Here is a 25017-nt window from a genome sequence, read left to right as displayed (position 1 = left end):
ACCAGGCCGTCCGGCATCACCTCGGCGAGACCGAGAAGGATGGTCACCGGCACGCTGATGTAGACCAGGGCCACGAACTGGAACATGTGCTCGTGCCGTCTGAGGTTCAGCGTGGCGAGCGCCGTGACGCGGTCGACCTGGTCCGGCGCGGCGTCCAGCAGCGCGAAGGCGCGGGTCGTCGACTGGTTACGACGCAGGCCGGTGACGAAGTCATTGCCGAAATAGGTCCATGAGCCCGGCGTGCCGAGCCAGCTGGCCGGCGCCTTCCAGAGCGAGAACTCCTTCTTGAGCGCCCACCACAGGGACCATACGGGGTGCGGCGGATCGCCGGCCCGCCAGTAGCGCGGCGATCTCAGCGACAGCCTGCGCGGGATCAGCGGCGGCTCGGTCGCGCCTGAAGCCGCGCCGTCAGGCTCGACGTGTCCCATCTGGCTCCCCCCATGGACTGCACTTCCGAATAGAATTGATCCACCAGCGCCGTGAGCGCCAGATGGGCGCCGTTGGCCCGCGCCTCGTCGAGCACCAGACCGAGGTCCTTGCGCATCCAGTCGACGGCGAAACCGAACTCGAACTGGCCAGCCGCCGCCGTCTTCCAGCGGTTGTCCATCTGCCACGACTGCGCCGCGCCCTTCGACACGGCGTCGTAGACGGCGTCGGTGTCCAGACCGGCGGTCTGGGCGAAATGAACGGCTTCGGCCAGACCCTGAACGACGCCGGCGATGGCGATCTGGTTGACCATCTTGGTCAGCTGGCCGCTGCCGGAGGGCCCCATATGCTTCACCGCCTTCGCGTAGTGCATGAGGATCGGCTCGACGCGCGCCAGCGCCGCCGCATCGCCGCCGGCCATGACGCTGAGCTGGCCGTTCTCGGCCCCGGCCTGGCCGCCCGAGACGGGGGCGTCGATGAACGAGGCCCCCTGCCCCGCCGCCAGATCCGCCATCTCGCGCGCCACCCGGGCCGAGGTCGTGGTGTGGTCGACGATGACCGCACCGCGGGCGAGCGACGGCAGGGCCGCCGCGACCACGGCGCGGACATCGTCGTCATTACCGACGCACAGGATCAGCAGCCCCGCGCCGCCGGCGGCGTCCTCGACGGTGGCGGCGAACCGGCCGCCGGTAGCGCCGGCCCAGGCCCGCGCCTTGTCCGGCGAGCGGTTGAAACCGGCGACGTCGTGACCCGCCTCAACCAGGTGACGCGCCATCGGCCCGCCCATGACGCCGAGACCCGCGAAGCCGATCTTCATGTGCTGGTCCTCACGTCTGCGGTTCGGTCGCGGTCCCGTAGCGGCCGCGATAATAGGTCAGGGCGTCGCCGGGCCGGGTCTCGAAGCTCCGCACCTCGCCGACGATGGTCAGATGGTCGCCCATGACGATGCGGTCGCGGGCGAGGCAGTCCAGACGGGTCAGGGCGTTCTTCAGGCGGGGCGGCTCGGGGCTGGAGCTGTCGAACTCGTCCGAGGACAGCCGGCAGACGCCCCAGGCGAAGCGGTCGGACATTTCGCGATCCTCGACCGGCAGCATATGGACGGCGAAGCGGTCGGCCGCGGCGAAGGCGTCGTGCCGCCATGAGGCGCGGTCGAGACACCACAGGATCAGCGGCGGGCGCAGGGACACCGAGGTGAAGGAGTTGACCGTGATCCCGAACGGCCCCTCGTCGGTATGGGCCGTGACGACGCAGACGCCGGTCGCGAAGCCGCCCAGAGCCCGGCGGTAGGCCGGAACGTCGAACGCGTCGGGGGCGGCGGGAACAGTCACCCGGCACGACTAGGCGAGGCCCGGACGCCCGGCAAGTTCAGATTCTTCGCCCCTGATTTCAGGACCGGATTTATCGCAAACGGGTTCTTAACGCCGACTGCCGACTCTGGAAGGACCACAGGCGTCTCGCGAGTCCCCCCGATGTCCATGAGCGATCGTCCGATCCTCATCAAGAAGGTCAAGAAGGTCGCCGGCCACGGGCATCACGGCGGCGCGTGGAAGGTGGCCTATGCGGACTTCGTGACGGCCATGATGGCCTTCTTCCTGCTGATGTGGCTGATCAACACGACCGACCCGGAGCAGAAGCGCGGCATCGCCGAATATTTCGCCCCGGCCAGCGTGTCGGCGACGACCTCCGGTTCGGGCGGCATCCTCGGCGGCACCTCGCTCGGCGACGACGGATCCAAGGGCTCGGGCTCGCAGACGGTGATCAGTCAGCTGGCGCCCGAGGCGCCCCCGGACGCGCCGCCCGAGGCGGGCCAGAGCCCCAGCCTCGCCGCAGCCAGCGAGGCTGCGCTGCGCGACGAAATCGCCCGGCGCGAGGCCGCGGAGTTCTCGTCGGCCGCCGAGTCCCTGCGTCAGGCCATGCAGTCGATGCCGGAACTCGCCGAGCTGTCGAAGCAGCTGATCATCGACCAGACTCCGGAGGGGCTGCGTATCCAGCTGGTCGACCAGGAGGGCCGCTCGATGTTCGAGCAGAACTCGGCGCGGCCCAATCCGCGCGCCCAGCTGCTGCTGCGGGCCATCTCGAGGGTGATCAACCAGCTGCCGAACCGCATCTCCGTCACCGGCCACACCTCGGCCGCGCCCGGCTCGAACCGGGCCACGGGTCCGAACGACTGGACCCTTTCGGCCGCCCGGGCCAACGCCTCGCGGCTGATCCTGCAGGGCGCGGGCGTCGACCCCGACCGGGTCTATCAGGTCTCCGGCAAGGCGGGGTCGGACCCGCTCTACCCGGACGATCCGACCCTGGCCGGCAACCGCCGGATCGCCATTGTGCTGCTGCGCGAGGCGCCGGTGCTTCCGACGGACACCAGCCTGTGACCCCCCGCCCGCCGCTCAGGCGTCGGGCGAATGGGCTTGCCGCGCGGGCCGGCGCGGGGCCAAATCGGCCTATGCCGCAACGGGCGCCAAACTGTCGTCGGATTTGGGTGGGGAGCTGTCGCCCGTGACCCAGTTCGTCCCCACGCGTCAGCTTCGCTTCTACATGACCTCGGTGGCCCCCTGTCCCTATCTGCCGGGGCAGACGGAGCGGAAGGTGTTCGCCAACCTGCCGTTCAGCGAAGGGGCGCACGTCAACGACGAGCTAACCCAAGCGGGCTTTCGGCGCAGCCAGAACATCGCCTACCGGCCGGCCTGCGAAGGCTGCGACGCCTGCGTCTCCGTGCGGCTGCCGGTGCCCGAGTTCCGCTTCTCAAGATCCGAACGCAAGGTGCTGAAGCGGAACGCCGACCTGACGCGCGACCTGGTCGAGGCCGAGGCGACGATGGAGCAGTTCGACCTGCTGCGCCGCTATCTGCACGGGCGACACCAGGGCGGCGGCATGAGCGCCATGGGCTGGCTCGACTATGTCGCCATGGTCGAGGACACGGCGGTTCGGACCCACCTGATCGAGTACCGCCTGCCCTCCCCCGACGGCGGGCCGGGCGATCTGGTCGGGGTGTGCCTGACCGACCTGCTCTCCGACGGGCTGTCGATGGTCTACAGCTTCTTCGATCCGGCCCTGGAGGCGCGCAGCCTCGGACGGTTCGCCATTCTCGATCACGTCCGGCAGGCGGCGACGGTGGGGTTGCCGTTCGTCTATCTTGGCTACTGGGTGCGAGGGTCGAAGAAGATGGACTACAAGGCCGGCTTCCGGCCGCTGGAGCAATTGACCCGGCTGGGCTGGGAACGTCTGCCCTAGCCCGCCGCGGGCACCGAGGTGTCATAGGCCGACAGCCCGTCCCCCCGCCACGGCCCCGGATCGGACCCGCCCCCGAACTTCACCAGGGCGTCGATGCGCTTCTGGATCGGCGGATGGCTGGCGAACAGGCCTTCGAGACCGGCGCCGTCCGGCTGATTGTCGAGGAACAGCTGCTGCACCTCGTCCGGCCCCTTGATCGAGGAGCGGCCCTCGATCTTGCGCAGGGCCGAGATCATGGCGTCGGGGTTCTTGGTCAGCTCGACCGCCCCGGCGTCGGCGACGAACTCCCGGGTGCGCGACAGCATCATGCGGATGACGAAGGCGAGCACGAAGCCGATCACGGCGAAGGCCAGGCCGATCAGGATCAACGGCATGGCGTTCTTGTTGTCGCGCCGCCCGCCACGGGAATAGAGCAGGCCGCGGAACACCAGTTCGGCGATGACGCTGATGATGCCGGCGAAGATCGAGGCGATCACCATGGTCCGCACGTCCTTGTTGATGACGTGGGTCAGCTCGTGGGCCAGCACCGCCTCGAGCTCGTCTCGGCTCAGGGCGTTGACCAGTCCGCGCGTGACGGTGACGCTGTAGCGGCCCTCGTGCAGGCCGGTGGCGAAGGCGTTGAGGCTGTCGGTCTCGATCATGCGCAGCGCCGGCGTGCGCAGGCCGCGCGAGATGGCGAGGTTTTCCAGCAGGTTGTAGAGCTCAGGCTCCGTTCGCCGCTCCACCTTCCTGGCGCCGGTGAAGGCGTCGATCATGGCCTGATTGCCGAAATAGGCGATGGCGAACCAGATGGCGGCGATGATCAGGGCCGTCGGCACGGTCCAGCCCAGCCAGGACGCGGCCAGGGCCATATCGTCGCCTAGGCCGCGGCCGGTCCCGGGCAGGAAACCCAGACCCATCAGGATCAGCTGCACCCCGTACAGGATGAAGATCATCAGCACCGGGAAGCCGGCGAGCAGCAGGATCGAGCGGGTGTTGTTCGCCCAGATGTGGGTCTGGAGCCCGACGGCGCCCATGGATCAGGCCTGGAAGCTCACCGTCGGCGGCGCGGCGCTGAGGGTGGCGCGATCCGCCTCGCCGAGATCGAAGAACGGCTTGTCCGAACCGAAGCCGACCACGCCGGCGAACAGGACGGTGGGGAACTGACGGCGCACGGCGTTGAACTCGCTGACGGCGTTGTTGAAGAAGCGGCGGGCGGCGGCGAGCTTGTTCTCGATGTCCGACAGCTCGGACTGGAGCTGCTGGAAATTGGTGTTGGCCTTGAGGTCCGGATAGGCCTCGGCGACGGCGAACAGGCGGCCCAGGGCGCCGGTCAGCATGTTCTCGGCCTGGACCTTGTCATTGACCGAGGTGGCCCCGGCGGCGGCGGCGCGGGCGGCGGTGACGGCGTCGAGGGTGCCGCGCTCGTGCGTGGCGTAGCCCTTCACCGTCTCGACGAGATTGGGGATCAGGTCCTGGCGCTGCTTGAGCTGGACGTCGATGTCGGCGAACGACTGGTCGGCGCGTTGATCCAGGGCGACCAGCTTGTTGTAGCCGCCGACGACGACGAACAGCACGACGGCGACGATGACGCCGATGACGATCAGGGTCGTGAGCATGTCGATCTCCAGTCCCGGCCGCGGGTCGGCCACGGCTGAGTATCGCCGCATACCGCCACGCCGCGAAGTGAAATCGGCGTAAGCGCCGTCATCTGAACTTCCGCAGGCCCCGCGGGCCCTGTCGTCCGGCGCCGGCGCGCTTGCCCAGCCAGTCCTTCCAGTCGGGCCAGTTGCGGCGACGCCCGCCGCCGTCGGTCCATTCGGGACCGTGGGCGCCGTCGAACACCGCGACGTCGGCGAGTCCGCCCTGCTTGTAGGACTGCAGCTTGACGCCCTTGCCGCGGCCCATCTCGGGCAGTTCGGCGAGCGGGAAGATCAGGGCCTTGATGTTGTCGCCGACGGTGGCGACGTGGTCGCCGGCGACCCGGATGGCCGCGCGCATCTCGCCGTTCAGCACCTGCTTGCCGCCCCGCTTCTGGGCCAGCAGCTCGTCCTCGGGGGCGATGAAGCCGTAGCCGGCCCTGGAGGCCACGAGCAGCTTGCCGCCCGGCTGGTGGGCCAGCAGGTTGACGATGTCGGCCTTCTCGTCGAGGTCGATCATCAGCCGCAGCGGCTCGCCGTGACCGCGCCCGGAGGCCAGCTTGTCGGCGCCGACGGTGAAGATGCGCCCATCGGAAGCGGCGACCAGCAGCTTGTCGGTCGTATAGGCCGGCACGAGGAAGGCGAGGCTGTCGCCTTCCTTGAATTTCAGTTCGGACGGATCGTCGACCTTGCCCTTGGCGGCGCGGATCCAGCCGCGCTCCGACAGGATGACGGTGATCGCCTCGCGCGGAATGAAGGCCTCGATCGAGGCGATGGCGGAACTGTCGACGGCCTCGGCGATCGTGGTGCGGCGCGGCGAGACCAGCGCCTTGCGGGTCGCCTCGAGGTCCTTCCCGATCTGTTTCCACTGTTTCGCCGGCGACGACGACAGTGATTGCAACGCTGCAAGTTCGTCGGACAGTTCCTTGTATTCGTTCTCGATCGCCATTTCCTCGATCCGCGCCAGCTGGCGCAGCCGGGTGTCGAGGATGTAGTCGGCCTGGGCCTCGGTGAGGCCGAAGCGGCCGATCAGCACCGCCTTGGGCTGCTCCTCCTCGCGGACGATGCGGATGACCTCGTCGAGGTTGAGGAAGACGATCCTCAGGCCTTCGAGCAGATGCAGCCGCTTCTCGACCCGCTCGATGCGCCATTGGGCCCGGCGGACCAGGACCTCGCGGCGGTGATCGAGGAAGGCCTGCAGGCAGGCCTTCAGCCCCATCACGCGCGGCGTGCCGGTGGCGTCCAGCACGTTCATGTTGATGGGAAAGCGAACCTCAAGGTCGGAGAGCTTGAACAGGCTCTCCATCAGCACCTCGGGTTCTATGGTGCGCGACCTGGGTTCGAGCACCAGCCGTATGTCCTCGGCCGACTCGTCGCGGACGTCGGCGAGCAGCGGGGCCTTCTTGTTCTCGATCAGGTCGGCGAGGTCGGCGATCAGCTTCGACTTCTGCACCTGGTACGGCATCTCGGTGACGACGATGCGCCAGACGCCGCGGCCGAGGTCCTCGGTCTCCCAGCGTGCGCGCAGACGCACCCCGCCGCGGCCGGTCTCGTAGGCGTCGAGGATGGAGGCGTGGCCCTCGACGGCGACGCCGCCGGTGGGGAAGTCCGGGCCGGGGACGATCTGGGCCAGGTCCTCCGTCGTCGCGTCTGGCCGTTCGAGCAGCAGGTGGCAGGCGTCGATCAGCTCGCCGACGTTGTGCGGCGGGATCGAGGTCGCCATGCCGACAGCGATGCCCGAAGAGCCGTTGGCCAGCAGGTTGGGGAAGCCGGCGGGCAGGACGACCGGCTCCTCGTCCTGGTCGTCGTAGGTCGGCTTGAAGTCGACGGCGTGCTGGTCGATGCCGTCCATCAGCAGGACGGCTGCGGGCGTCAGCTTGCACTCGGTGTAGCGCATGGCCGCGGCGCTATCGCCGTCGATGTTGCCGAAATTGCCCTGACCGTCGACCAGCGGATAACGCTGCGAGAAGTCCTGCGCGAGGCGCACCAGGGCGTCGTAGATCGAGGCGTCCCCGTGCGGATGATAGCCGCCCATGACCTCGCCGACGACCTTGGCGCATTTGCGCGCCGCCGCCTGCGGATTCAGCCGCATCTGGTGCATGGCGTACATGATGCGCCGGTGCACCGGCTTGAAGCCGTCGCGCACGTCCGGCAGGGCGCGGTTGGTGATGGTCGACAGGGCATAGGCGAGGTAGCGCCGCGACAGCGCCTCGCTCATGGGTTCGTCGACGATGCGACCGCCTTCCGGCGGCGGGGTGTGAACGGTCATGGGGTCCGAATCGGCAATCTGAACCCCGGAGTCTAGCGCCTAAAGCCGTCTCGCCTCGCGCAGCTTGTCGATCATCCACACCCGCGCGGGCGGCAGGGGCCTGTCGAGCGGGTGGAAGACGAACTGCTCGAGAAAATGGCCGGTCAGGACCAGGCCCGCGCCGACGTCGCCCTCGCCCAGACCCGCCTGGGCGCCGAGCATGAAGGGCGGGAGGTTCAGCAGCTTGTCGGCGTAGGGCCCGCCGGCCTCCCGGCTGACGGCGCGGCCGGTGCGCGGGCTGACCCAGACCAGGTCGTCCATGACCCCTGTGACGGCGCAGCGCGACAGGTCGAGCCCGAAGCCGAGGTCCTCCAGCAGCCCCGCCTCGAAGCGCACGAAGATGGCCGGCCAGACGTCCGGCAGGGCGAAGGCGGCCATCAGCGCCTCGAAGGCCAGAAAGGCGCCCGGATGCGGCTCCCGCTCGGGCAGCGCGCCCTGGGCCACGGCGGCGGCGGCGGCGAGGCCGGTCAGGGCCAGAGGATCGTCGAACAGGGCGCTGGGCCCCTCCCCCACCGGCTCCAGCCGGGCCGAGCCGAGGTGGTCGGAGGTGCGGGCGCGGTAGTCGACGACGACCCGGGCGCCGGGCTGCAGGAAGGGCTTCATCCGGCGCGACGCCCCGCCGGCGACGAAGGCGGCGCGACGACCGTGCTCCGCCGTCAGCAGCTCGACCACGACGCCGGTGTCGCCGTGCGCGCGGGCGGAGAGGACGAAGGCGTCGTCGGTGAAGTCCATGGCCCTCCGTTAGCCCGACGGGGCGGTGTTGGCGATACGTTCCGCGTCCGCGCGCGGCGGACCGCCTTGCGCAGCCCCCAACCTCCACGTTAGCGTAGGTCTTCATTCGCGTTACGCGCCGGGGGGCGTCCATGGATAAATTCACCAGCCGGCGCCGCGCGACCTGGCAGTCGAAAGCGCCGCTGTGGCCGTTCCTCGCGGCCGCCCTGGCGCTGGCGATCGGGGGCGGCGTGCTGGTCAGCCTGTACGCCAGCGGCGTGCTGCTCGGCGACGGCACCTCCAGCGGCCGCGCCGTGGTGTGGATCAAGACCGTATCGAACATCGTCATTCCGGCGCTGCTGATCGGCGCGGGCGTGGGCGCGCTGCTGAACGGCGTCTTCCTGTCGCCGGCGGGGCGTCACGGGGCCCTGAAATGGAGCGGCTGGCTGATGCTGGCGGCGGCGCTCGGCGCGGCGCCGATGAGCGTGGCCAACGGCATGGAGGCCGACCGCGCCGGCTACGAGATCCGGCTCAAGGAGGCGGTCTCGGACGCCCGGATCGAGGCGCGGCGGGCCGAGACCGACTTCTACCGCCGGCTCTATCTGCTGACGCGGTTTCAGGGGGTCGGCCTGAACGCCCTGCGCACCGCCAACGGGCTGGAGCAGGCGCGACAGGGGATCGCCGAGCACAAGGGCCTGCTGGCCACCGCGCGCCGCGACTATGACGCCGGCCAGGCGAAGGCGCGCGCGGCTTTGGCCGGGGCCATCGTCGACACCTTCGACCGCGAGGCGGTGCTGGAGCGGTTCGACACGGCGCAGGTCACGCGCAAGGCGCAGATGGAGAAGATCTGGGCCGTGCACGACCGGCTCGTGGCCCTGAGCGAGGAGGAGGTGAACCTGCTCTACGCCAACCGCGGCCGCTGGCGGCCAAACGCCTATGGCGGCGGAACCGTCGACAGCCTGCCGCTGCTCAACCAGCTGCGCCGCATCGGCCGCGACCGGCGCGACGCGGCGGCGGAGCACGACAGGCTCTACAGCGAGATCGCCACCCTCGACGCCGAGACGAACGAGGGCATCGACCGGGTCATCGAGGCGGCCATCCGCAAGTGATCGTCAGTCGCCGCGGATGACCCCGACGACGGCCTCGGCCTTGTCGTTGGGGACGGCGAAGCTGAGGACGTACTGCTCGATCTTCCAGCCGTCGTCGGTCAGACGCAGGACGCCCGAGCCGCGGGTCTGGCCGTAGCCGGCGTTGTCGAGTTCCTCGTCGAACCAGGCGATGCAGCGGCAGTCGATCGGGGCCACGGTGATGACCCGGGCCGAGGGGGTGTAGGTCCAGCCGCGGCCGCGGGCGAAATACGGCTCGGCGAAGGCGCGGAACTCCGGCAGCGACCAGCGCTCCGTGGCGTCCGTGCCGATGAAGCGGGCGTCCGGGGTGAAGAGGGCGAAATAGGCGGCGCCGTCGGCGGCGGTGGAGGCGGCGTTGAGCCGGTCCAGCACGGCGGCGATAGCGGCCTCCTCCGGCGCGGGGGGCGGCGCGGGGGCGGTCTGGACCGTCAGGGCCGACAGGGCGGCGAGCAGCAGCGACATGGGATCTCCGCGGGCGTGATGGCGCGAGCCTAGACCCGCTCCGCGCTTTCCGGAACCGGATAGGTGTCGGGCGCAAGCACCTTCGCGAGGGCCAGCAGGTTGCGGGCGGCGTTGCGGCCGACGCGGTCGGAATAGTCGTGGGCCTTGTCGGTATCGAGATAGTCGGGGCCGGGTCCCGGGCCGAGGTGCCAGTAGGTCCAGCTCTGGCCCGGGATCGTGAAGCCCATGTCGATCAGGCCCTGACAGACGGTGGCGACGATGTGATGGGCCCCGTCCTCGTTGCCGGTGACCACCACGCCGGCGACCTTGCCGAAGGCGACGGGGCGGCCGCTGTCGTCGGTCTCGCCGAACAGGGCGTCCAGCCGCTCCAGCGCGCGCGTGCAGACGCTCGACATCTGGCCCAGCCAGGTCGGGGTGGCCATGACGAGGATGTCGGCGGCCATCAGCTTCTCGTGGACCGTGGGCCAGTCGTCGCCCTCGCCCTCGTCCGTCTTCACGCCCGGCTTGATATTCAGGTCGACGAGGCGGATCAGCTCGGTCTGGGCCCCGCCCTTTTCCAGTTCAGCCATGACGACCCGGGCCAAGGCCTCGGTGTTCGAGGGAGCCGGAGACGGTTTCAAGGTGCAGTTGAGGACGAGGGCTTTCATGGCGGGCTCCGGTTGCCGGAACGAACCCCCGGGCCGCCCACCCCGTTCCGGCGCCCGCCCGAGGTTTATTTAACCGGGTAGTTGACAACGACTCCGGACAGGTGCATTTAACCTGTCAGTTACACACGAAGCCTGACCATGCAGACCGATCCTCTCAGCGCCAAATTCGCCGCCCTCGCCGATCCGACGCGGCGGGCCATCCTGGCCCGGCTGTGCGAGGGCGAGGCCAGCGTCAACGATCTGGCCGAGCCGTTCGACATGAGCCTGCCGGCCGTGTCGAAACACCTGAAGGTGCTGGAGAAGGCCGGCCTGATCAGCCGCGGCCGCGAGGCGCAGTGGCGCCCGGCCCGGCTCGAGCCGATGGCGCTGAAGGGCGTCGCCGACTGGCTGGAACACTACCGCCGCTACTGGGACGCCAGCTTCGACCGGCTGGATGCCTACCTGAAGAAGATTCAAAAAGGAGACGACCGTGGCCCAAGAAACTGAGAACAATCCCTGCATCACTGACGGCGTGGCCCATCAGCACGCCCTGGTCCTGCGCCGGGTCATCGACGCCACGCCGGAACAGATCTGGAACGCCTGGATGACGCCGGAACTGCTGCAGCAGTGGTTCGCGCCGCGTCCGTGGACGATCTCGGACGTGCAGGTCGATCCGCGGCCGGGCGGGGTGTTCAACTTCGTCATGCACGGGCCGGACGGCGAGCGCTTCCCCAACAGCGGCGTATTCCTTGAGGCGGAGCCGAACCGCCGCTGGATCACGACCGACGCCTTCACGCCGGACTGGCAGCCCGCCGGGCAACCGTTCATGGTGGCTACCGTCGAGCTGACGCCGACGGCCGACGGCAAGACCGAGTATGTCGCCACAGCACGCCACTGGAACGCCGAGACCATGAAGCAGCATGAGGCCATGGGCTTCCATGAAGGCTGGGGCCAGTGCGCCGACCAGCTGGCCGAACTGCTGAAGACCCACTGAGCCTCCCCGGCCGCGACCGGACCCGCTGAAGAGCCCGCCCGATGACCCTGGCAGAAGACATCGCCACACGCCCCACCCTGCAGATGCAGCGCTTCTTCGATGCGCCGCGGGCGCTGGTGTGGCGGGCGTGGACGAACCCGGAGGTCATGGTGCTGTGGCTGGGTCCGGTCGAATGGCCGGCGGTCAGCGCCTCGCAAGACCTGCGGGTCGGCGGGGCGTGGCGTGCCTGCCTGCGCTCGCCCGACACCGGCCAGGACCTGTGGCAGGGCGGGGTCTATCGCGAGATCGTGCCGGAAGAGCGGCTGGTCTTCACCTTCAAATGGGATGAGTCCCACGAGGACGGCCCGCCGGTGGATACGCTGGTGACGGTGCAGCTGAGCGACGCGCCCGGCGGCGGCACGCTGATGGACTTCACCCACGAGGGCCTGAAGTCCGAGGCCAGCCTGACCGGCCACAGACACGGCTGGACCAGCACCTTCGAGCGGCTGGAGGCCTTCCTCGCCAGGGACGGGCGGCCATGAAGACGCCGCCGTTCGTCTGGTCCGGCCGCGTACTCAGCGGCGTGGTCGCGGCCTTCCTGGGTCTCGACGCCGCGCTGAAGCTGGCGGGACGGCCTGACCTGCTGCAGGCCGGCATCGCCCTCGAAGCGCCGCCGATCCTGCTGGGCGCCGCACTGCTGGGCGCGACGCTGCTCTACGCCCTGCCCCGCACGGCCGTCCTGGGGACGCTGGCCTTGAGTCTCGCCCTGAGCGGCTCGATCGCCGCCCAGGCCTCGGCCGGGGACGCGTCCCGACTCCTGTTCGCCGTCTACGTCGCGGTTCTGATGTGGATCGGCCTTATCCTGCGCAAGCCGGGCCTCGGCCCGATCCTGCTACGCGCCGTTCGATAGCCGCCCGCAGGCGGAGCGACCGCTCCGGGTGGATCAGTACCGACGCCGACGGCGTCCCGCGTTCCGGTTCAACGTGTCAGAGGAGCGACCATCATGAAGATCGTGACCAGCCTCAGCTTCCGCGGCCAGTGCCGCGAAGCCTTCGAATTCTACGCCCGGGTTCTGGGCGGCGAGATCACCGCCGCCATCCCGTACGGCGACGGTCCGCCGGACATGCCGGTCGGCCCCCAGTACAAGGACTGGCTGATGCACTGCTGGCTGCAGGTCGGCGACCAGGCGATCATGGGCGCCGACATGGATGTCGACTGGGCCCAGAACATCGACAAGCCCAAGAACGGCTTCGACGTCACCCTGCACACCGAGGACAAGGCGGAGGCCGAACGCTGGTTCAAGGCCCTGTCGGAGGGCGGCAAGGTGGCGATGCCGTTCGAGGCGACCTTCTGGTCGCCCGGGTTCGGCAGCCTGGTCGACAGGTTCGGCGTGCCGTGGATGGTCAACACCGTGCCCGCCGCCGGTTGGAAGCCGGGCGCATGAAGGCCTCTCCCACCGTATGGACCGGCCGGGTGCTGACCGGCCTGTTCGCCCTGTTCATCCTCGGGGCCTCGGCGTTTCCGAAGCTGAGCGGCATGCCGATCGCGGAACAGACCATGGCCGGACTGGGCTGGCCGCCCGGCTATGTGCTGATGATCGGCCTGATGGAGCTGGGCTTCCTGATCCTCTACCTCATCCCCCGCACCAGCCTGTTCGGCGCCGTCCTCTTCACCGGCCTGCTCGGCGGGGCGATGGCCACGCAGATCCGGGCCGAAAGCCCTCTGTTCAGCCACGTGCTGTTCTCCATCTACCTCGGCCTGTTCATGTGGGGCGGGCTGTGGCTGCGGGACCCCGCCCTGCGGGCCATGTTCCCGGTGCGGCGCGGACGGACGGAGGCGGCCTCGTGACCGTCGCCGCCGCCATTCCGGAGGCGCTGAGGCGCCTCAGCATCGTCCGCACCTTCGACGCCCCGCGCGCCCTGGTCTGGAAGATGTGGACCGATCCGGCCCATGTCGCCGCCTGGTGGGGGCCCGAGCATTTCACCACCCCGGTCGTGCGGATGGACGTTCGGCCGGGCGGCGCGATCCACATGGTGATGCGCGGACCGGACGGCGCCGACTTTCCCTTCGACGGCCGCTTCGTCGCCGTGGAGGAGCCCGAGCGGCTGGTCATGCGCACCTGGGTCCGCCGCGAGGACGGCACGACGTGGTTCGACGTCGAGCAAAGCTTCCGCTTCGAGGAGATGGACGGCCAGACCCGGCTGCACCTCGACGCGGTGGTGATCGAAGCCGGCGCTGACGCCCTCGGCCCGCTCACGGGCATGGAGGCGGGCTGGACCCAGAGCCTCGACAAGCTCGAGGCCCACGTCCTCGCGGTGACGGGGGACTGAGGCGGACAGGCAACCGGCCCCGGCGACCGCCGACGGGCCCGATGAAGGAAAAGGCGCGATGAACCGACTGTGTCTCAACCATTTCGCGGCCGCGGCCTGCGCATCCGTGCTGGCCATGGCCGCGCCCGCTTCGCCGGCGTTCGCCCAAGCGCTTGCGCCGGTCGCCGCGGCGACGCCGCGCGCGGACTCCGCGACAGTCGAGGGGGGCGAGGTGCGCTACTTCGTCCATGGCGACCTCAACTCCGGCAAGCGGCCGGTGGTGGTGCTGCACGGGGCCTTCATGTCGTCCGACGCCATGAGGCCGCTGACCGATCTCATCGCCGACCGGCCGCTGATCGTCGTCGACCAGCGCGGTCATGGGCGAACCGGCGATCTGCCCGGGCCGATCACCTACGAGGCCCTCGCAGACGACGCCGCGGCCGTGCTCGCGGACGCCGGCGTCGCGAAGGCCGACGTCATCGGCTATTCGATGGGCGCGGGCGCGGCCCTGCAGCTGGCGCTGCGCCACCCGCAACGCGTCGACCATCTGGTCATCGCCTCGGTCAGCTTCAACGAGGCTGGCAACCTGCCGGGCTTCAGCCAGATGATGGACGGCATCACGCCCGAAATCTTCGCCGGGACGCCGATGGAGGCGGAGTTCAAACGCCTGGCGCCCGATCCCGACGCCTTCGCCTCGGTGGTCGGGAAGATCAAGGTCATGGACCGGGGCCAGGACTGGCCGGCGGAGCAGATCCGCGCCCTCGCCTCCCCGACCTTCATCATCGTCGGCGACCACGACATCGTCCGGCCCGAACACGCGGTCGAGCTCTACCGGCTGCGCGGCGGCGGCGAGACCGCGCGGGCGTCGCAGCCGTTCCTGACCGAGTCCCCGCCCGCGCGGCTGGCCATCCTGCCGGCCAGTTCGCACGTCGACGTCTTCGGGGACCCGGCGCTGCTGGCGGCGATGATCCTGCCATTCCTCGACGACCAGACCCGTCCGCCGCCGGGCGGCCTGTTCGACGACATCCCCGGAAGCGAGTGAGGCCCGTCATGCGTGAGATCAGAACCGCCACCTTCGCGTCCCTCGACGGCGTCATTCAGGCCCCGGGCGGGCCGGCCGAGGACCCGCGCGGCGGGTTCCGCTTCGGCGGCTGGGTCTTCCCCTGGTTCGACGAGGCCCTCGGCGAGCTGATGGGTCGGGCGATGGGCGAGGACTACGACCTGCTGCTGGGCCGACGGACCTACGAGATCTTCGCCGCCTACTGGCCGCACCAGGACGACGAGATCGGCCGCACCTTCAACGCCGTGAACAAATACGTCGCCGCGGGGACGGACACGCCGCTGGACTGGGCCCACAGCCACCGTCTGGAAGGGAATCTCGCCGAAGCGGTGCGGGCGCTGAAGGCGACCGAGGGGCGCGACCTGCTGATCCAGGGCTCCAGCGAGGTGATCCACACCCTCCTGGCCCACGACCTGATCGACCAGCTGACCATCCTGACCTTCCCCATAGTGCTGGGCCGCGGCCGGCGGCTGTTCGACGAAGGATCCCGGCCGCACGCCTGGACGATGGTGGAGGGCGAGACGACGGCGAAGGGTGTCATGGTCGGGACGTATCGCCGGGCCGGCGAGGTTCCCACCGGTTCGTTCGGCGACGACAGGCCCGGCGAGGCCGAGCTGGAGCGACGTGCGCGCTGGGCCCGCGAGACCTGACCCGGCGCACCGGCTACGCAGTCTCCCGGGGTTGGCCGCCGCCGCTTCCGGCGCCTAGATCGGCGCATGGCCTCCTCCCGCATCCGCTCCGCCGCCCTGCAGTCGAAGATCATGAGCGCGGAGGACGCCGCCGCCCTGATCCCGCCGAACAGCACGGTGGGCATGAGCGGCTTCACCGGATCGGGCTATCCGAAGGTGGTCGCCCCGGCGCTGGCCGCCCGCATCGAGGCCGAACACGCCAGGGGCAACCCGTTCCGTCTCAAGGTCTGGACCGGCGCCTCGACCGGGCCCGAGCTGGACGGAGCCCTGGCTAGGGCCGACGGCATCGAGTTCCGCCTGCCCTACAACTCCGATCCCGTCGCCCGGGAAAAGATCAACCGGGGCGAAATGGAATATCTCGACATGCACCTGAGCCAGGTCGCGCCGATGGCGTGGCAGGGCTTCCTCGGGCCGCTGGAGACGGCGGTGATCGAGGTCTCCGGGGTCCACGAGGACGGCTCGCTGATCCCCTCCTCCTCGGTCGGCAACAACAAGACCTGGCTGGACCGGGCCGAGCGGGTGATCCTCGAGGTCAATTCCTGGCAGCATGAGGCGCTGGAGGGGATGCACGACATCTACTACGGCACGGCCCTGCCCCCGAACCGCGTCCCGATCCCGCTGGTGAAGGCGGACGACCGGATCGGACAGCCGAGCTTCCGCTGCGATCCGGCCAGGGTCGTGGCCGTGGTCGAGACCCACACCCCCGACCGCAACGCGCCCTTCGCCCCCCCGAACGACGCCGCCCGGGCCATCGCCGGCCATCTGCTGGAGTTCCTGTCGCACGAGGTGAGGCTGGGCCGCCTGCCCCCCTCCCTGCTGCCGCTGCAATCCGGGGTCGGCAACATCGCCAACGCCGTGCTCACGGGACTGGTCGACGCCCCGTTCGAGAACATGACCGCCTACACCGAGGTCATCCAGGACGGCATGCTGGACCTGATGGACAGCGGCAAGCTGCGCGTCGCCTCGGCCACCGCCTTCTCGCTGAGCCCCGAGGCGGCGGCGGACCTCAACGCCCGCATGGACGCCTTCCGCGACCGGATCATCCTGCGGCCGCAGGAGATCTCCAACCACCCCGAACTGATCCGCCGGCTGGGCTGCATCGCCATGAACGGGCTGCTGGAGGCCGACATCTACGGCAACGTCAACTCGACCCACGTGATGGGCTCACGCATCCAGAACGGCATCGGCGGGTCCGGCGACTTCGCGCGCAACGCCTTCATCTCGGTGTTCATGACCCCGTCGACGGCCAAGGGCGGCAAGATCTCGGCCATCGTTCCGCACGCCAGCCACGTCGACCACATCACCCAGGACGTGCAGGTGATCGTCACCGAACAGGGCCTGGCCGACCTGCGCGGCCTGTCGCCCAAGCAACGGGCCCGGGTGATCATCGCCAACTGCGCTCATCCGGACTATCGGCCCCCGCTGCAGGACTATTACGACCGCGCGCTGAAGGGGTCGTACGGCCTGCAATCGCCGACGCTGCTGGACGAGGCCCTGTCGTGGCACCAGCGGTTCGTCGAGACGGGAACGATGCGGCTCTGACGGCTAGCGGGCCGTCGCAGTCGGGAACGGACGCCCCAGAGCCTCGGCCATGCCCTGCTGGGCCAGCAGGAAGACGGCCTCGCGCTGGTGGAAATTGTTCGACAGCACGATCACCGTCACGTCCGAGTCGGGCTGATGGGTGATCAGGTTGCGGAAGCCCGACCAGCTGCCGGTGTGATAGATCTGGCGGTCGTCGAAGGCGGGGCTGACGCGGCGTCCGAGGCTGTTGACGAACAGGCCGTAGCCCCAGTCGCGCCGGGGCCGGCCGCGCTCGTCGGGAGTGTCGGCCGGCGCGTGGTCGGCGATCATCTGCGCATAGCTTTCCGGGCTCAGAAGTCGCCCCCCGTGCAGGGCGCGCTCCCACACCAGCAGGTCGTCGAGGGTGGAATACAGGGCCCCGGCGCCGAAGATGATGCTGACGTTGTGGTCCGGCTGCGGCGTCGGGCCGCCGGCCAGGTTGGCGTAGCCCATGACCACCCCGGACGCGTCGTCCTCGAAGCCGGTGTCGGCCATGCCGAGCGGTTCGAAGAAGGCGTCGCGCAGATAGTCCTGCAGCGGCAGGCCGCTGGCCTTCTGGACCACATATCCGAGCAGGTTATAGGCGGCGTTGTTGTATCGAACCTTCGTGCCGGGAGGGAACTGGAGACCGTACTGCGCTGAGTCCGCAGTCAATTCTTCCGGCGTGGCCGGAGTTACGCGGCGCACGCCCCAGCCGGGGCGGGCCATCAGGTCGGGGATGCCGGAGGTGTGGGACAGCAGGTGGTGCAGCCGCACCGGCGCCCAGGCGGCCGGGCACGGATCGACCCAGCGGCACACGGGATCGTCGACCGACAGCACGCCGTCGTCCTGCAGCCGCAGGATGGCGGCGGCGGTGAACTGCTTGCTGACCGAGGCGAGGCGGAAGCGGGAATCCAGTTCCAGCGGCTTGCCCAGGCTGCGGTCGGCGTCGCCGTAGACCTGGCGGAACAGGATCCGGTCGCCCTTGGCCACCAGCACCCCGCCGGTGAAGGCCCCGGAGCCGCCCCAGCGCTCGAGCTGTTCCGTCAACCGCGGCAGATCCTGCACCACCACCAGCGGAGGCCGCGGCGGCGCGGGTTCGGGGGCGGAAGCCGCCGGCAGGGGGCGCACCGTCCACCAGGCGATCAGGCCGGCGGCGAGGATGAACAGCAGGGCCAGAAAGGCCGCCGCCAGCCGCGGATGGCCGCCCGAGTGTCTGGGGACGTGGAACACCGGCCTAGACGTCGTAGTCCAGCCCGAACTGGGCGTAGAGGGCGCGGCTGTCCTGCCATTTCGGGTCGACCTTGACCGTCAGGAACAGGTGAACGGGGCGGTCCAGCAGCTCCGTCAGCTCCTCGCGCGCCTTCTGGCCGATCCATTTCAGGGTCTGACCGCCCTTGCCGAGCACGATGGGCCGCTGGCTCTCGCGCTCGACATAGATGGTCTGCTCGATACGGGCCGATCCGTCGGGCCGGTCGTCGAACGAGGTAGTCTCGACCGCCGCCGAATAGGGCAGTTCCTCGTGGACGCGGAGATAGACCTTCTCGCGGGTGATCTCGGCCGCCAGCACGCGCATCGGCACGTCGGCGGACTGATCCTCCGGATAGAGCCACGGTCCCGGCGGCATGGCGCGGGCGAGGCGCTTCTTGAGGTCGTCGACGCCGTCGCCGCTGAGCGCGGAGATCATGTAGACCTCGGAATAGACGCCGGTGTCGAACAGGCGCTGCGACAAGGCCAGCAGGGTGTCGCGGCGCATGCCGTCGATCTTGTTCAGGGCCAGGATGACCTGTTTCCCCGCGGCCTTGAGCGCGGCGATGATGGTCTCCGTGTCCTCGGCCGAGCGGCGGTCGGCGGCCTGGCCTTCCTTGCCCTCGGCGGCGATATGGGAGGCGGCGTCGATCAGGTGCACGACCACGTCGGCGTCGTCCGCCCCGCCCCAGGCCGAGGCGACCATGGCCCGGTCCAGACGGCGGCGCGGAGTGAAGATGCCGGGCGTGTCGACCAGCACGATCTGCGCATCGCCCTCCATGGCGATGCCGCGCACGGGGAAGCGGGTGGTCTGGACCTTCTGGGTGACGATCGAGACCTTGGTTCCGGTCAGGCGATTGACCAGCGTGGACTTGCCGGCGTTCGGGGCGCCGATGATGGCGGCGAAGCCGGCTCGCTGGTTATGGGGTTCGGTCAAATCACGCCTTCACGCTGCAGCAGGCCGATGGCGGCCGCCTTCTCCGCGTCCTGACGCGAACGGCCCTGCGCGGTCAAGGGCGGATATCCGGCCACGCTGGCTTCGACGGTGAATGTCGGGGCGTGGGCGGACCCGGTCTGGCTGACGACGCGATAGGTCGGGTCTGGCGCCTTCAGCGTATGCGCCCACTGCATCAGGGCCAGTTTCGGGTTGTTCTGGGCCTTCGATGGCGGCGGCTTGGCCAACTCGTCGCGCCATGCCCTCTCGAACACCGCGCTCGCCGCCGGAATTCCGCCGTCGAGAAAAGCCGCGCCGAGCAGGGCCTCGATAACGTCGGCCAGGACCGACCGGTGGCGGCGCAGGCCGGCCTGACTCTCGCCGCCGCCCATGCGGATCGCGGGCGCCACGCCGACCAGTTCGGCGGCGCGGGTGCAGGCTGGACCGTCGGTCAGGGCCGAGTGATGGGTGTTGAGCTGGTTCTCGTCGGCGACGGGCCAGGTTTCCAACAGGTGCCGGGCGGCGAGCAGGCCGAGAACCCGGTCTCCGAGGAACTCGAGCCGCTCGTAGGTCGGCTTGGGTCGCGCCTTCTGGTTTTCGGCGCTGACGTGCGTGAGGGCCTGGTCGAGCAGGGCCCGATCGGTGAAGGTGTAGCCGATCTTCGCCTCGAGGGCCGCGACAGCTTCCGCACGCCTGTCCGGTTCCCGTGCCGCCATCAGTTCAGGACGGTGAAGAACCGGCTCGGACGCACCTTCGAGAACCAGCTGACGGGATTCCACAGCGAGGCGCCGGGCGACCACGAGAACAGGATGATCTCGGCCTTGCCGATCAGGTTCTCGGCCGGCACCAGGCCGACGCCGTCCATCTCATTGAAGCGGCTGTCGACCGAGTTGTCGCGGTTGTCGCCCATCATGAAATAGTGGCCCTCGGGCACCATGAAGACGTCGGTGTCGTCGGCCTGGTTGCCGGGACCGAAGTCCTGGATGGTAAAGGTCTTGCCCTCGGGCAGGGTCTCGCGGGCCTTGATGACCGGCATGCCGTACATGTTGGACGCCTCGGCGCCGCTGATGACCACGTCACGGACCGGCTGGCCGTTGATGTGCAGCACGTTGTTGATCATCTGCACCTGGTCTCCGGGCAGGCCGATCAGACGCTTGATGTAGTCCGTCCGATCGTCGCGCGGCAGCTTGAACACGACGATGTCGCCGCGCTTCGGCTCCTGGGCGAACAGACGGCCCTCGAACAGCGGCGGGCTGAACGGAATGGCGTGCTTCGAATAGCCGTAGCTCCACTTGGAGACGACGATGTAGTCGCCTTCATAGAGGTTGGGCTCCATCGACGCCGACGGGATGGTGAAGGGCTGGAACAGCAGCACCCGCAGGACGAAGGCGATCAGCAGGGCGAAGAAGATCGTCTTGACGATCTCGAAGGTCTCGTTGCCGCCCGACTTGCCCTTCTTGCGGCCCTTCTTGCCGCGGGCATAGACGGGCGTGGCGTCGACGTCCTCGAACGGCGCGTCGCCGGAATCGCTCCAGACCGGCGGTTTGGAAGCCGCGGCGGCGGCGGTTCCCGCGGCTCCGGCGGCGACGGCGGCCTCCGCCGGGGTCACATGACCGTCGTCGGCGGCGTGATCGTCGTGGCCATGGCCGGCATGATCCGGCGCATGGGCGTCGGCGACCGGATGGGCGTCGTGCGCCGGGTGGTCGTGACCCGCGTCGGCAGCCTCGTGACCGTGATCGTCGTGGCCGTGGTCGTCGTGATGGGCGGCCGCCGGCGCGTGACCGTGATCGTCATGACCGTGCGCGGCAGCGTGACCGTCATCATGCGAATGGGCGTCATGGCCATGAGCGTCGTGGCCGTGATCGTCGTGGCCGTGATCGTCGTGGCCGGACGGCGCGGCGTGGCCCGGTTCGGGGTGGGTTTCGTGACCGTGCCCGGCGTCATGGCCGTGGTCGTCGTGCGGCTTGTTGTCGTCGCTCATCTTGACCCTGTCCCCCAGCCGCTGTTTCGCGGTCTTTCAGCGGCAAAACCGGTATAACGTGATTAAGCCATCGGCAAGGCTTCGATCACCACGAAGGCGAGTGCGTACGGGTGCTCGTCGCTGAGGGTCAGGTGTATCCGCGCTTCGTGACCGGCCGGCGTCAGCCTCGCCAGGTGTTCCGCGGCATGGCCGGTCAGGGCCATTGTCGGCTTGCCCGACGGCAGGTTCACCACGCCCATGTCGCGCCAGTAGACATCGGCCCGCATGCCGGTGCCGAGGGCCTTGGCGCAGGCTTCCTTGGCCGAGAACCGCTTGGCGTAGCTCCACGCGGGCTCGGGCTTGCTGTCCGAACGGGCCCGTTCAAGGTCGGTGAAGCAGCGGGCCTTGAAGCGCTCTCCGTAGCGATCCAGCGAGTTCTGGATGCGACGGATATCCGTCAGGTCGGCGCCGACGCCGACGATCACGACGCGGCGTCCATAGCCGCGCGCATCCGGTGGATGGCGTGGGTCAGGCCGACGAACACCGCCTCGCCGATGAGGAAATGCCCGATATTGAGCTCGCGCACCTCCGGAATGGCCAGCATGTCGGCGGCCGTAACGTAGTCGAGGCCGTGCCCGGCGTGGACCTCCAGGCCGAGATCCGCCGCCCGCGAGGCGGCGGCCTGCAGCCGTGCGAACTCCACCGCCCGGTCGGCGCCCGACAGGTGGCAGTAGCGGCCGGTGTGGAACTCGACGACCTGGGCGCCGACGGCGCGGGCGGCCTCGACCTGTTCCAGCGCCGGTTCGATGAACAGGGAGACCCGCACGCCCGCCTCCGCCAGCGCCTTCACGACGGGGGCGATGCGGTCCTCGTGGCCGGCGACGGCCAGACCGCCCTCGGTGGTCACCTCCTCGCGCCGTTCCGGCACCAGGCAGGCGGCGTGCGGCCGATGCCGCAGGGCGATGGTCAGCATCTCGTCGGTGACCGCCATCTCGAGGTTCAGCGGCCGGCCGGCGATGGCGCACAGCTCGCTCAACGCCTCGATGTCCGTGTCGGTGATGTGCCGCCGGTCCTCGCGCAGGTGGGCGGTGATGCCGTCGGCCCCGGCCGCCAAGGCCTCGCGGGCCGCCCTGACCGGATCGGGATGGGCGCCGCCCCGGGCGTTCCGGACGGTGGCCACGTGGTCGATGTTGACCCCCAGGCGGACGGGCGAGACCATGGTCGTTCCCCCTTATTTCGCCAGCCGGCGGCTGCCGGGGTCCTCGACCGGAACAGCCGCCAGTTCGGGCGGCAGGGCGTCGGCCGGATAGGCGGGAACGTCCAGCGTCGCCAGCGCCACCAGCGGCACGCCGACGTCGGCGCGGCCGCCGGAGCGGTCGACGATGCAGGCCGCGGCGACGACGTCGCCGCCGGCGGCCCGGATCGCCGCGATGCATTCGCGCGAGCTCAGCCCGGTGGTGACGATGTCCTCGACCATGACGACCTTCCGGCCCGGCTCGACGTGGAAGCCGCGGCGCAGCCTGAACTCGCCGCCCTCGCGCTCGACGTACATCGACGGGACGCCCAGCCAGCGGGCGGTTTCGTAACCCGGAATGATGCCGCCGACGGCGGGCGATATGGCCACATCCACCGGGCCCACGGCGACGACGATCTTCTCCGCCAGCGCCTTGCACAGCCGGGCGCAGCGGGCCGCGTCCATGAACACGAGGTTCTTCTGGAGAAAGATCGGACTGTGCAGGCCTGACGAGAGCACGAAATGGCCCTCGCGCAGCGCGCCGGCGTCACGGAATTCTTTGAGAACGTCATCGGAGGTCATGACCCTCCCCTAACCCGTCACGCCCTCGCTTTGAAGCGAAGGTTGGTGAGGATCGGGCGTACTCTCGCCGCCGGGCCGCAGACCCCGGCACAGAAGCTCGCACCAGACCCCCTCGGCGTCCTCGGCGAAACTGATCAGCTCGATGTCCGCCGCGTCGACCATGCCGTGCCTGACCAGCGCCTCGAAGCCGACGACCGAGTCCCAGTAGGCCTTGTCGACCAGCACGATCGGGATGGTCCGCGACTTGCCGGTCTGGCGCAGGGTCAGGATCTCGAACAGCTCGTCGAACGTGCCGAAGCCGCCTGGAAAGACCACCAGCGCATTGGCCCGCATGGCGAAATGCATCTTGCGCATGGCGAAGTAGTGGAAGCGGAAGGTCAGCTCCGGCGTCGACCAGGGGTTCGGCTCCTGCTCGTGCGGCAGGGTGATGTTGTAGCCGATGGACGGCGCCCCGGCGTCGGCCGCGCCGCGGTTGGCCGCCCCCATGATGCCCGGCCCGCCGCCGGTGGCGATGACATTGTCGCGCGGCTCCCCCACCCGGCCGCGCAGGGCTCCGCCGCGCTCGGAGGCGATGCGGCCGAAGGCGCGGGCCTCGTTGTACCAGCGGGTGTGGACCGGATCGCCGTTCTCGCCGATGCGCGCGCTGCCGAAGACCACGATCGTGGAACGCACGCCCCAGGCCCGCAGCGCCTCCTCGGCCTTGGCGTACTCCAGCATGAAGCGGACGCCGCGCATCGAATCGCTGAGCACGAAATCCTGATCCAGCGCCGCCAGCCGGAACGACGGCGACGCCATCTGGGCCGCGTTGTCCGGCCCCTCGGCGCTCACCCTCGGGCCCGCTCGACGGTGTCGACCGAGGGATTGGTGCGCAGCGCCGCCATGATGGCCGTGGCGTGCTTGGCGTCCTCGACCTCCATGTCGATGTCGACGTCGAAGAAGTCCTGCTGGCGGTGGCTCATGACCAGGTTGAGGATGTTGCCCCCGGCCTCGCCGATAATGGTCGCCACCTGGCCCAGCACGCCCGGCGCGTTCTTGATCGTGGCGCGGATCCGGGCCGAGGCCACGGCCCCCTGCTCCGCCTGCGGCGTCCACTGCAGGTCCTGCCAGACGGAATCGTCGTCGGCGAACTCCTCCAGCCGCTGGCAGTCGATGGTGTGCACCGTCAGCCCCGCCTCGGGCTCGAGGATGCCGACGATGCGGTCGCCGGGCACCGGCGAGCAGCAGTGGCCGAAATGGACGCTGACGCCGGGGGTCAGCCCTCCGCCGCGCACGAACAGACGGCCCTGCTCGTCGCCGATGCGCTTGCGGTCTGGCCCGGCCTTGAGCCGCCCCTTCAGCGCCGGGAACAGGATCTCGCCGATCTTCGCCGCCGAGACCCGGCCGCGGCCGACCGCTTCGTACAGGTCGTCGTCATTGGCGAAGCCCAGCTGCTCCAGCGCCGGGCGCAGGGTGACGTCGGCGCCGGTCTTGCCGGCCCGGGTGAGCGTCTGTTCGAGGGTGGCGCGGCCCAGCTTCTGGAACTCGCCGCGCTCCGACGTGCGGATGTGGCGGCGGATGGCCGACCGGGCCCGGCCGGTCACCGTCAGCGAGCGCCAGTCGACGGGGATTTCCCGCTTGGCCCCGCGGATGATCTCGACCACGTCGCCGTTCTGGAGCTGGGTGCGCATCGGCTTCAGCTCGCCGTTGATCTTGGCCCCGACGGCGGTGTCGCCGACCTCGGTGTGCACGGCGTAGGCGAAGTCCAGCGGCATGCCGCCGCGCGGCAGGGTGATCAGCGCCCCCTTGGGCGTGAACACGAACACCTGGTCGAGATACATTTCCAGCTTGGCGTGCTCGACCCAGTCCTCGCCGCCCTCGCCGTGCTCGATCACCTGCACGAGATGGCGCAGGTTCTGCAGCGGATCGCGGCCGCCGTCCTTCTCCATGGCTTCCTTGTCGAAGCCGTAGGCGTGGTTCTTGTAGGCCCAGTGCGCCGCCAC

Annotated in this window: 32 protein-coding genes; 14 read left to right on the top strand and 18 right to left on the bottom strand. The window is 69.6% G+C overall.

The window, feature by feature from the left end; translation table 11 throughout:
• The 3 genes from VGD32_RS06320 to VGD32_RS06310 form a co-directional block, all read right to left on the bottom strand.
• Positions 1–428 (bottom strand): hypothetical protein (locus VGD32_RS06320; RefSeq protein ID WP_331031056.1); only part of this gene is annotated, 428 nt, incomplete at its 3' end.
• A complete protein-coding gene (locus VGD32_RS06315) occupies positions 374–1243 on the bottom strand; it encodes an NAD(P)-dependent oxidoreductase (protein WP_331031055.1) in 870 nt (289 codons plus the stop codon). The genes VGD32_RS06315 and VGD32_RS06320, both read right to left, overlap by 55 nt.
• Before the next feature lie 10 nt (positions 1244–1253).
• Positions 1254–1754: a flavin reductase family protein gene (locus VGD32_RS06310; protein WP_331031054.1), complete on the bottom strand. Its 501-nt coding sequence runs from the start codon at positions 1752–1754 to the stop codon at positions 1254–1256.
• Positions 1755–1895: 141 nt separating this feature from the next.
• Between VGD32_RS06310 and VGD32_RS06305 the strand changes: the two genes are divergently transcribed.
• Complete coding sequence (locus VGD32_RS06305) at positions 1896–2798, top strand: flagellar motor protein MotB (RefSeq protein WP_331031053.1); 903 nt, start codon at positions 1896–1898, stop codon at positions 2796–2798.
• Positions 2799–2922: 124 nt separating this feature from the next.
• Complete coding sequence (locus VGD32_RS06300; protein WP_331031052.1) at positions 2923–3657, top strand: arginyltransferase; 735 nt, start codon at positions 2923–2925, stop codon at positions 3655–3657.
• Here VGD32_RS06300 and VGD32_RS06295 read toward each other — a convergent pair.
• From VGD32_RS06295 to recO, 4 genes are all read right to left on the bottom strand, one after another.
• Positions 3654–4673 (bottom strand): M48 family metallopeptidase, encoded by a 1020-nt coding sequence (locus VGD32_RS06295; RefSeq protein ID WP_331031051.1) that lies wholly within the window; start codon positions 4671–4673, stop codon positions 3654–3656. The two genes, VGD32_RS06300 and VGD32_RS06295, sit on opposite strands and share 4 nt — an antisense overlap.
• A 3-nt stretch (positions 4674–4676) precedes the next feature.
• Positions 4677–5255: a LemA family protein gene (locus tag VGD32_RS06290; RefSeq protein WP_331031050.1), complete on the bottom strand. Its 579-nt coding sequence runs from the start codon at positions 5253–5255 to the stop codon at positions 4677–4679.
• A gap of 88 nt (positions 5256–5343) precedes the next feature.
• The gene (parC, locus tag VGD32_RS06285) at positions 5344–7545 is read right to left on the bottom strand and encodes a DNA topoisomerase IV subunit A (RefSeq protein WP_331031049.1); all 2202 of its coding nucleotides are present in this window, start codon (positions 7543–7545) and stop codon (positions 5344–5346) included.
• Positions 7546–7584: 39 nt separating this feature from the next.
• A complete protein-coding gene (recO, locus tag VGD32_RS06280) occupies positions 7585–8316 on the bottom strand; it encodes a DNA repair protein RecO (protein WP_331031048.1) in 732 nt (243 codons plus the stop codon).
• A gap of 131 nt (positions 8317–8447) precedes the next feature.
• On the opposite strand from recO, the gene VGD32_RS06275 reads away from it, so the two are divergent.
• The gene (locus VGD32_RS06275; protein WP_331031047.1) at positions 8448–9404 is read left to right on the top strand and encodes a hypothetical protein; all 957 of its coding nucleotides are present in this window, start codon (positions 8448–8450) and stop codon (positions 9402–9404) included.
• Positions 9405–9407: 3 nt separating this feature from the next.
• Here VGD32_RS06275 and VGD32_RS06270 read toward each other — a convergent pair whose 3' ends face one another.
• Both VGD32_RS06270 and VGD32_RS06265 read right to left on the bottom strand, forming a co-directional pair.
• Positions 9408–9884 (bottom strand): nuclear transport factor 2 family protein, encoded by a 477-nt coding sequence (locus VGD32_RS06270; protein ID WP_331031046.1) that lies wholly within the window; start codon positions 9882–9884, stop codon positions 9408–9410.
• 29 nt (positions 9885–9913) lie between these two features.
• Positions 9914–10531: a flavodoxin family protein gene (locus VGD32_RS06265; RefSeq protein ID WP_331031045.1), complete on the bottom strand. Its 618-nt coding sequence runs from the start codon at positions 10529–10531 to the stop codon at positions 9914–9916.
• A gap of 138 nt (positions 10532–10669) precedes the next feature.
• Here VGD32_RS06265 and VGD32_RS06260 point away from each other — a divergent pair, with 138 nt between their 5' ends.
• The 10 genes from VGD32_RS06260 to VGD32_RS06215 all read left to right on the top strand — a co-directional run bounded on the left by VGD32_RS06260 (position 10670) and on the right by VGD32_RS06215 (position 17083).
• Positions 10670–11017, top strand: a complete 348-nt coding sequence (locus tag VGD32_RS06260) for a metalloregulator ArsR/SmtB family transcription factor (RefSeq protein WP_331031044.1) — start codon at positions 10670–10672, stop codon at positions 11015–11017.
• Complete coding sequence (locus VGD32_RS06255; RefSeq protein ID WP_331031043.1) at positions 11001–11504, top strand: SRPBCC family protein; 504 nt, start codon at positions 11001–11003, stop codon at positions 11502–11504. The genes VGD32_RS06260 and VGD32_RS06255 overlap by 17 nt, the downstream gene beginning before the upstream one ends.
• A 41-nt stretch (positions 11505–11545) precedes the next feature.
• Positions 11546–12025, top strand: coding sequence for an SRPBCC domain-containing protein (locus VGD32_RS06250; RefSeq protein WP_331031042.1), 480 nt, complete (start codon positions 11546–11548; stop codon positions 12023–12025).
• Positions 12022–12393, top strand: a complete 372-nt coding sequence (locus tag VGD32_RS06245; protein ID WP_331031041.1) for a DoxX family protein — start codon at positions 12022–12024, stop codon at positions 12391–12393. The genes VGD32_RS06250 and VGD32_RS06245 overlap by 4 nt, the downstream gene beginning before the upstream one ends.
• 93 nt (positions 12394–12486) lie before the next feature.
• Entirely contained in the window at positions 12487–12927 is a 441-nt protein-coding gene (locus tag VGD32_RS06240) for a VOC family protein (RefSeq protein WP_331031040.1), read from the top strand.
• Positions 12924–13331 (top strand): DoxX family protein, encoded by a 408-nt coding sequence (locus VGD32_RS06235; protein WP_331031039.1) that lies wholly within the window; start codon positions 12924–12926, stop codon positions 13329–13331. The genes VGD32_RS06240 and VGD32_RS06235 overlap by 4 nt, the downstream gene beginning before the upstream one ends.
• Positions 13328–13813: an SRPBCC domain-containing protein gene (locus VGD32_RS06230; protein ID WP_331031038.1), complete on the top strand. Its 486-nt coding sequence runs from the start codon at positions 13328–13330 to the stop codon at positions 13811–13813. Before VGD32_RS06235 ends, VGD32_RS06230 begins: the two co-directional genes overlap by 4 nt.
• Positions 13814–13871: 58 nt before the next feature.
• Complete coding sequence (locus tag VGD32_RS06225; protein ID WP_331031037.1) at positions 13872–14834, top strand: alpha/beta hydrolase; 963 nt, start codon at positions 13872–13874, stop codon at positions 14832–14834.
• Positions 14835–14842: 8 nt separating this feature from the next.
• Positions 14843–15502 carry a dihydrofolate reductase family protein gene (locus tag VGD32_RS06220; protein ID WP_331031036.1) on the top strand — a complete coding sequence of 220 codons (660 nt, stop codon included), beginning with the start codon at positions 14843–14845 and terminating at the stop codon, positions 15500–15502.
• A gap of 66 nt (positions 15503–15568) precedes the next feature.
• On the top strand, positions 15569–17083 hold the full coding sequence (locus VGD32_RS06215; RefSeq protein ID WP_331031035.1) for an acetyl-CoA hydrolase/transferase family protein: 1515 nt from the start codon (positions 15569–15571) through the stop codon (positions 17081–17083).
• Between the two features lie 3 nt (positions 17084–17086).
• Here the strand turns inward: VGD32_RS06215 and VGD32_RS06210 are convergent, their stop codons facing one another.
• The 4 genes from VGD32_RS06210 to lepB are packed head-to-tail and all read right to left on the bottom strand — an operon-like array spanning position 17087 to position 20871.
• On the bottom strand, positions 17087–18313 hold the full coding sequence (locus VGD32_RS06210) for a serine hydrolase domain-containing protein (protein ID WP_331031034.1): 1227 nt from the start codon (positions 18311–18313) through the stop codon (positions 17087–17089).
• A 4-nt stretch (positions 18314–18317) separates the two neighbouring features.
• Positions 18318–19265, bottom strand: a complete 948-nt coding sequence (gene era / locus VGD32_RS06205) for a GTPase Era (protein ID WP_331031033.1) — start codon at positions 19263–19265, stop codon at positions 18318–18320.
• On the bottom strand, positions 19262–19978 hold the full coding sequence (rnc, locus tag VGD32_RS06200) for a ribonuclease III (RefSeq protein WP_331031032.1): 717 nt from the start codon (positions 19976–19978) through the stop codon (positions 19262–19264). The genes era and rnc overlap by 4 nt, the downstream gene beginning before the upstream one ends.
• On the bottom strand, positions 19978–20871 hold the full coding sequence (gene lepB / locus VGD32_RS06195; RefSeq protein WP_331031031.1) for a signal peptidase I: 894 nt from the start codon (positions 20869–20871) through the stop codon (positions 19978–19980). Before lepB ends, rnc begins: the two co-directional genes overlap by 1 nt.
• Here lepB and VGD32_RS06190 point away from each other — a divergent pair, their 5' ends adjacent.
• On the top strand, positions 20872–21300 hold the full coding sequence (locus VGD32_RS06190) for a hypothetical protein (RefSeq protein ID WP_331031030.1): 429 nt from the start codon (positions 20872–20874) through the stop codon (positions 21298–21300).
• 5 nt (positions 21301–21305) lie between these two features.
• Here VGD32_RS06190 and acpS read toward each other — a convergent pair whose 3' ends face one another.
• The 5 genes from acpS to VGD32_RS06165 all read right to left on the bottom strand — a co-directional run.
• Positions 21306–21707, bottom strand: coding sequence for a holo-ACP synthase (acpS, locus tag VGD32_RS06185; RefSeq protein WP_331031029.1), 402 nt, complete (start codon positions 21705–21707; stop codon positions 21306–21308).
• On the bottom strand, positions 21704–22441 hold the full coding sequence (locus VGD32_RS06180) for a pyridoxine 5'-phosphate synthase (RefSeq protein ID WP_331031028.1): 738 nt from the start codon (positions 22439–22441) through the stop codon (positions 21704–21706). Before VGD32_RS06180 ends, acpS begins: the two co-directional genes overlap by 4 nt.
• Positions 22442–22453: 12 nt before the next feature.
• The gene (gene pyrE / locus VGD32_RS06175) at positions 22454–23038 is read right to left on the bottom strand and encodes an orotate phosphoribosyltransferase (protein ID WP_331031027.1); all 585 of its coding nucleotides are present in this window, start codon (positions 23036–23038) and stop codon (positions 22454–22456) included.
• Positions 23039–23047: 9 nt separating this feature from the next.
• Positions 23048–23833 (bottom strand): TIGR00730 family Rossman fold protein, encoded by a 786-nt coding sequence (locus tag VGD32_RS06170; RefSeq protein ID WP_331031026.1) that lies wholly within the window; start codon positions 23831–23833, stop codon positions 23048–23050.
• 29 nt (positions 23834–23862) lie between these two features.
• A partial coding sequence (locus VGD32_RS06165; protein ID WP_331031025.1) for a RelA/SpoT AH/RIS domain-containing protein occupies positions 23863–25017 on the bottom strand: 1155 nt, incomplete at its 5' end.

This window comes from Brevundimonas sp. (genome assembly GCF_036402095.1).
Lineage (GTDB): Bacteria > Pseudomonadota > Alphaproteobacteria > Caulobacterales > Caulobacteraceae > Brevundimonas.
The sequence above is the reverse complement of the archived record's forward strand: the minus strand, read 5'-3'. Positions and strand labels throughout refer to the sequence as shown.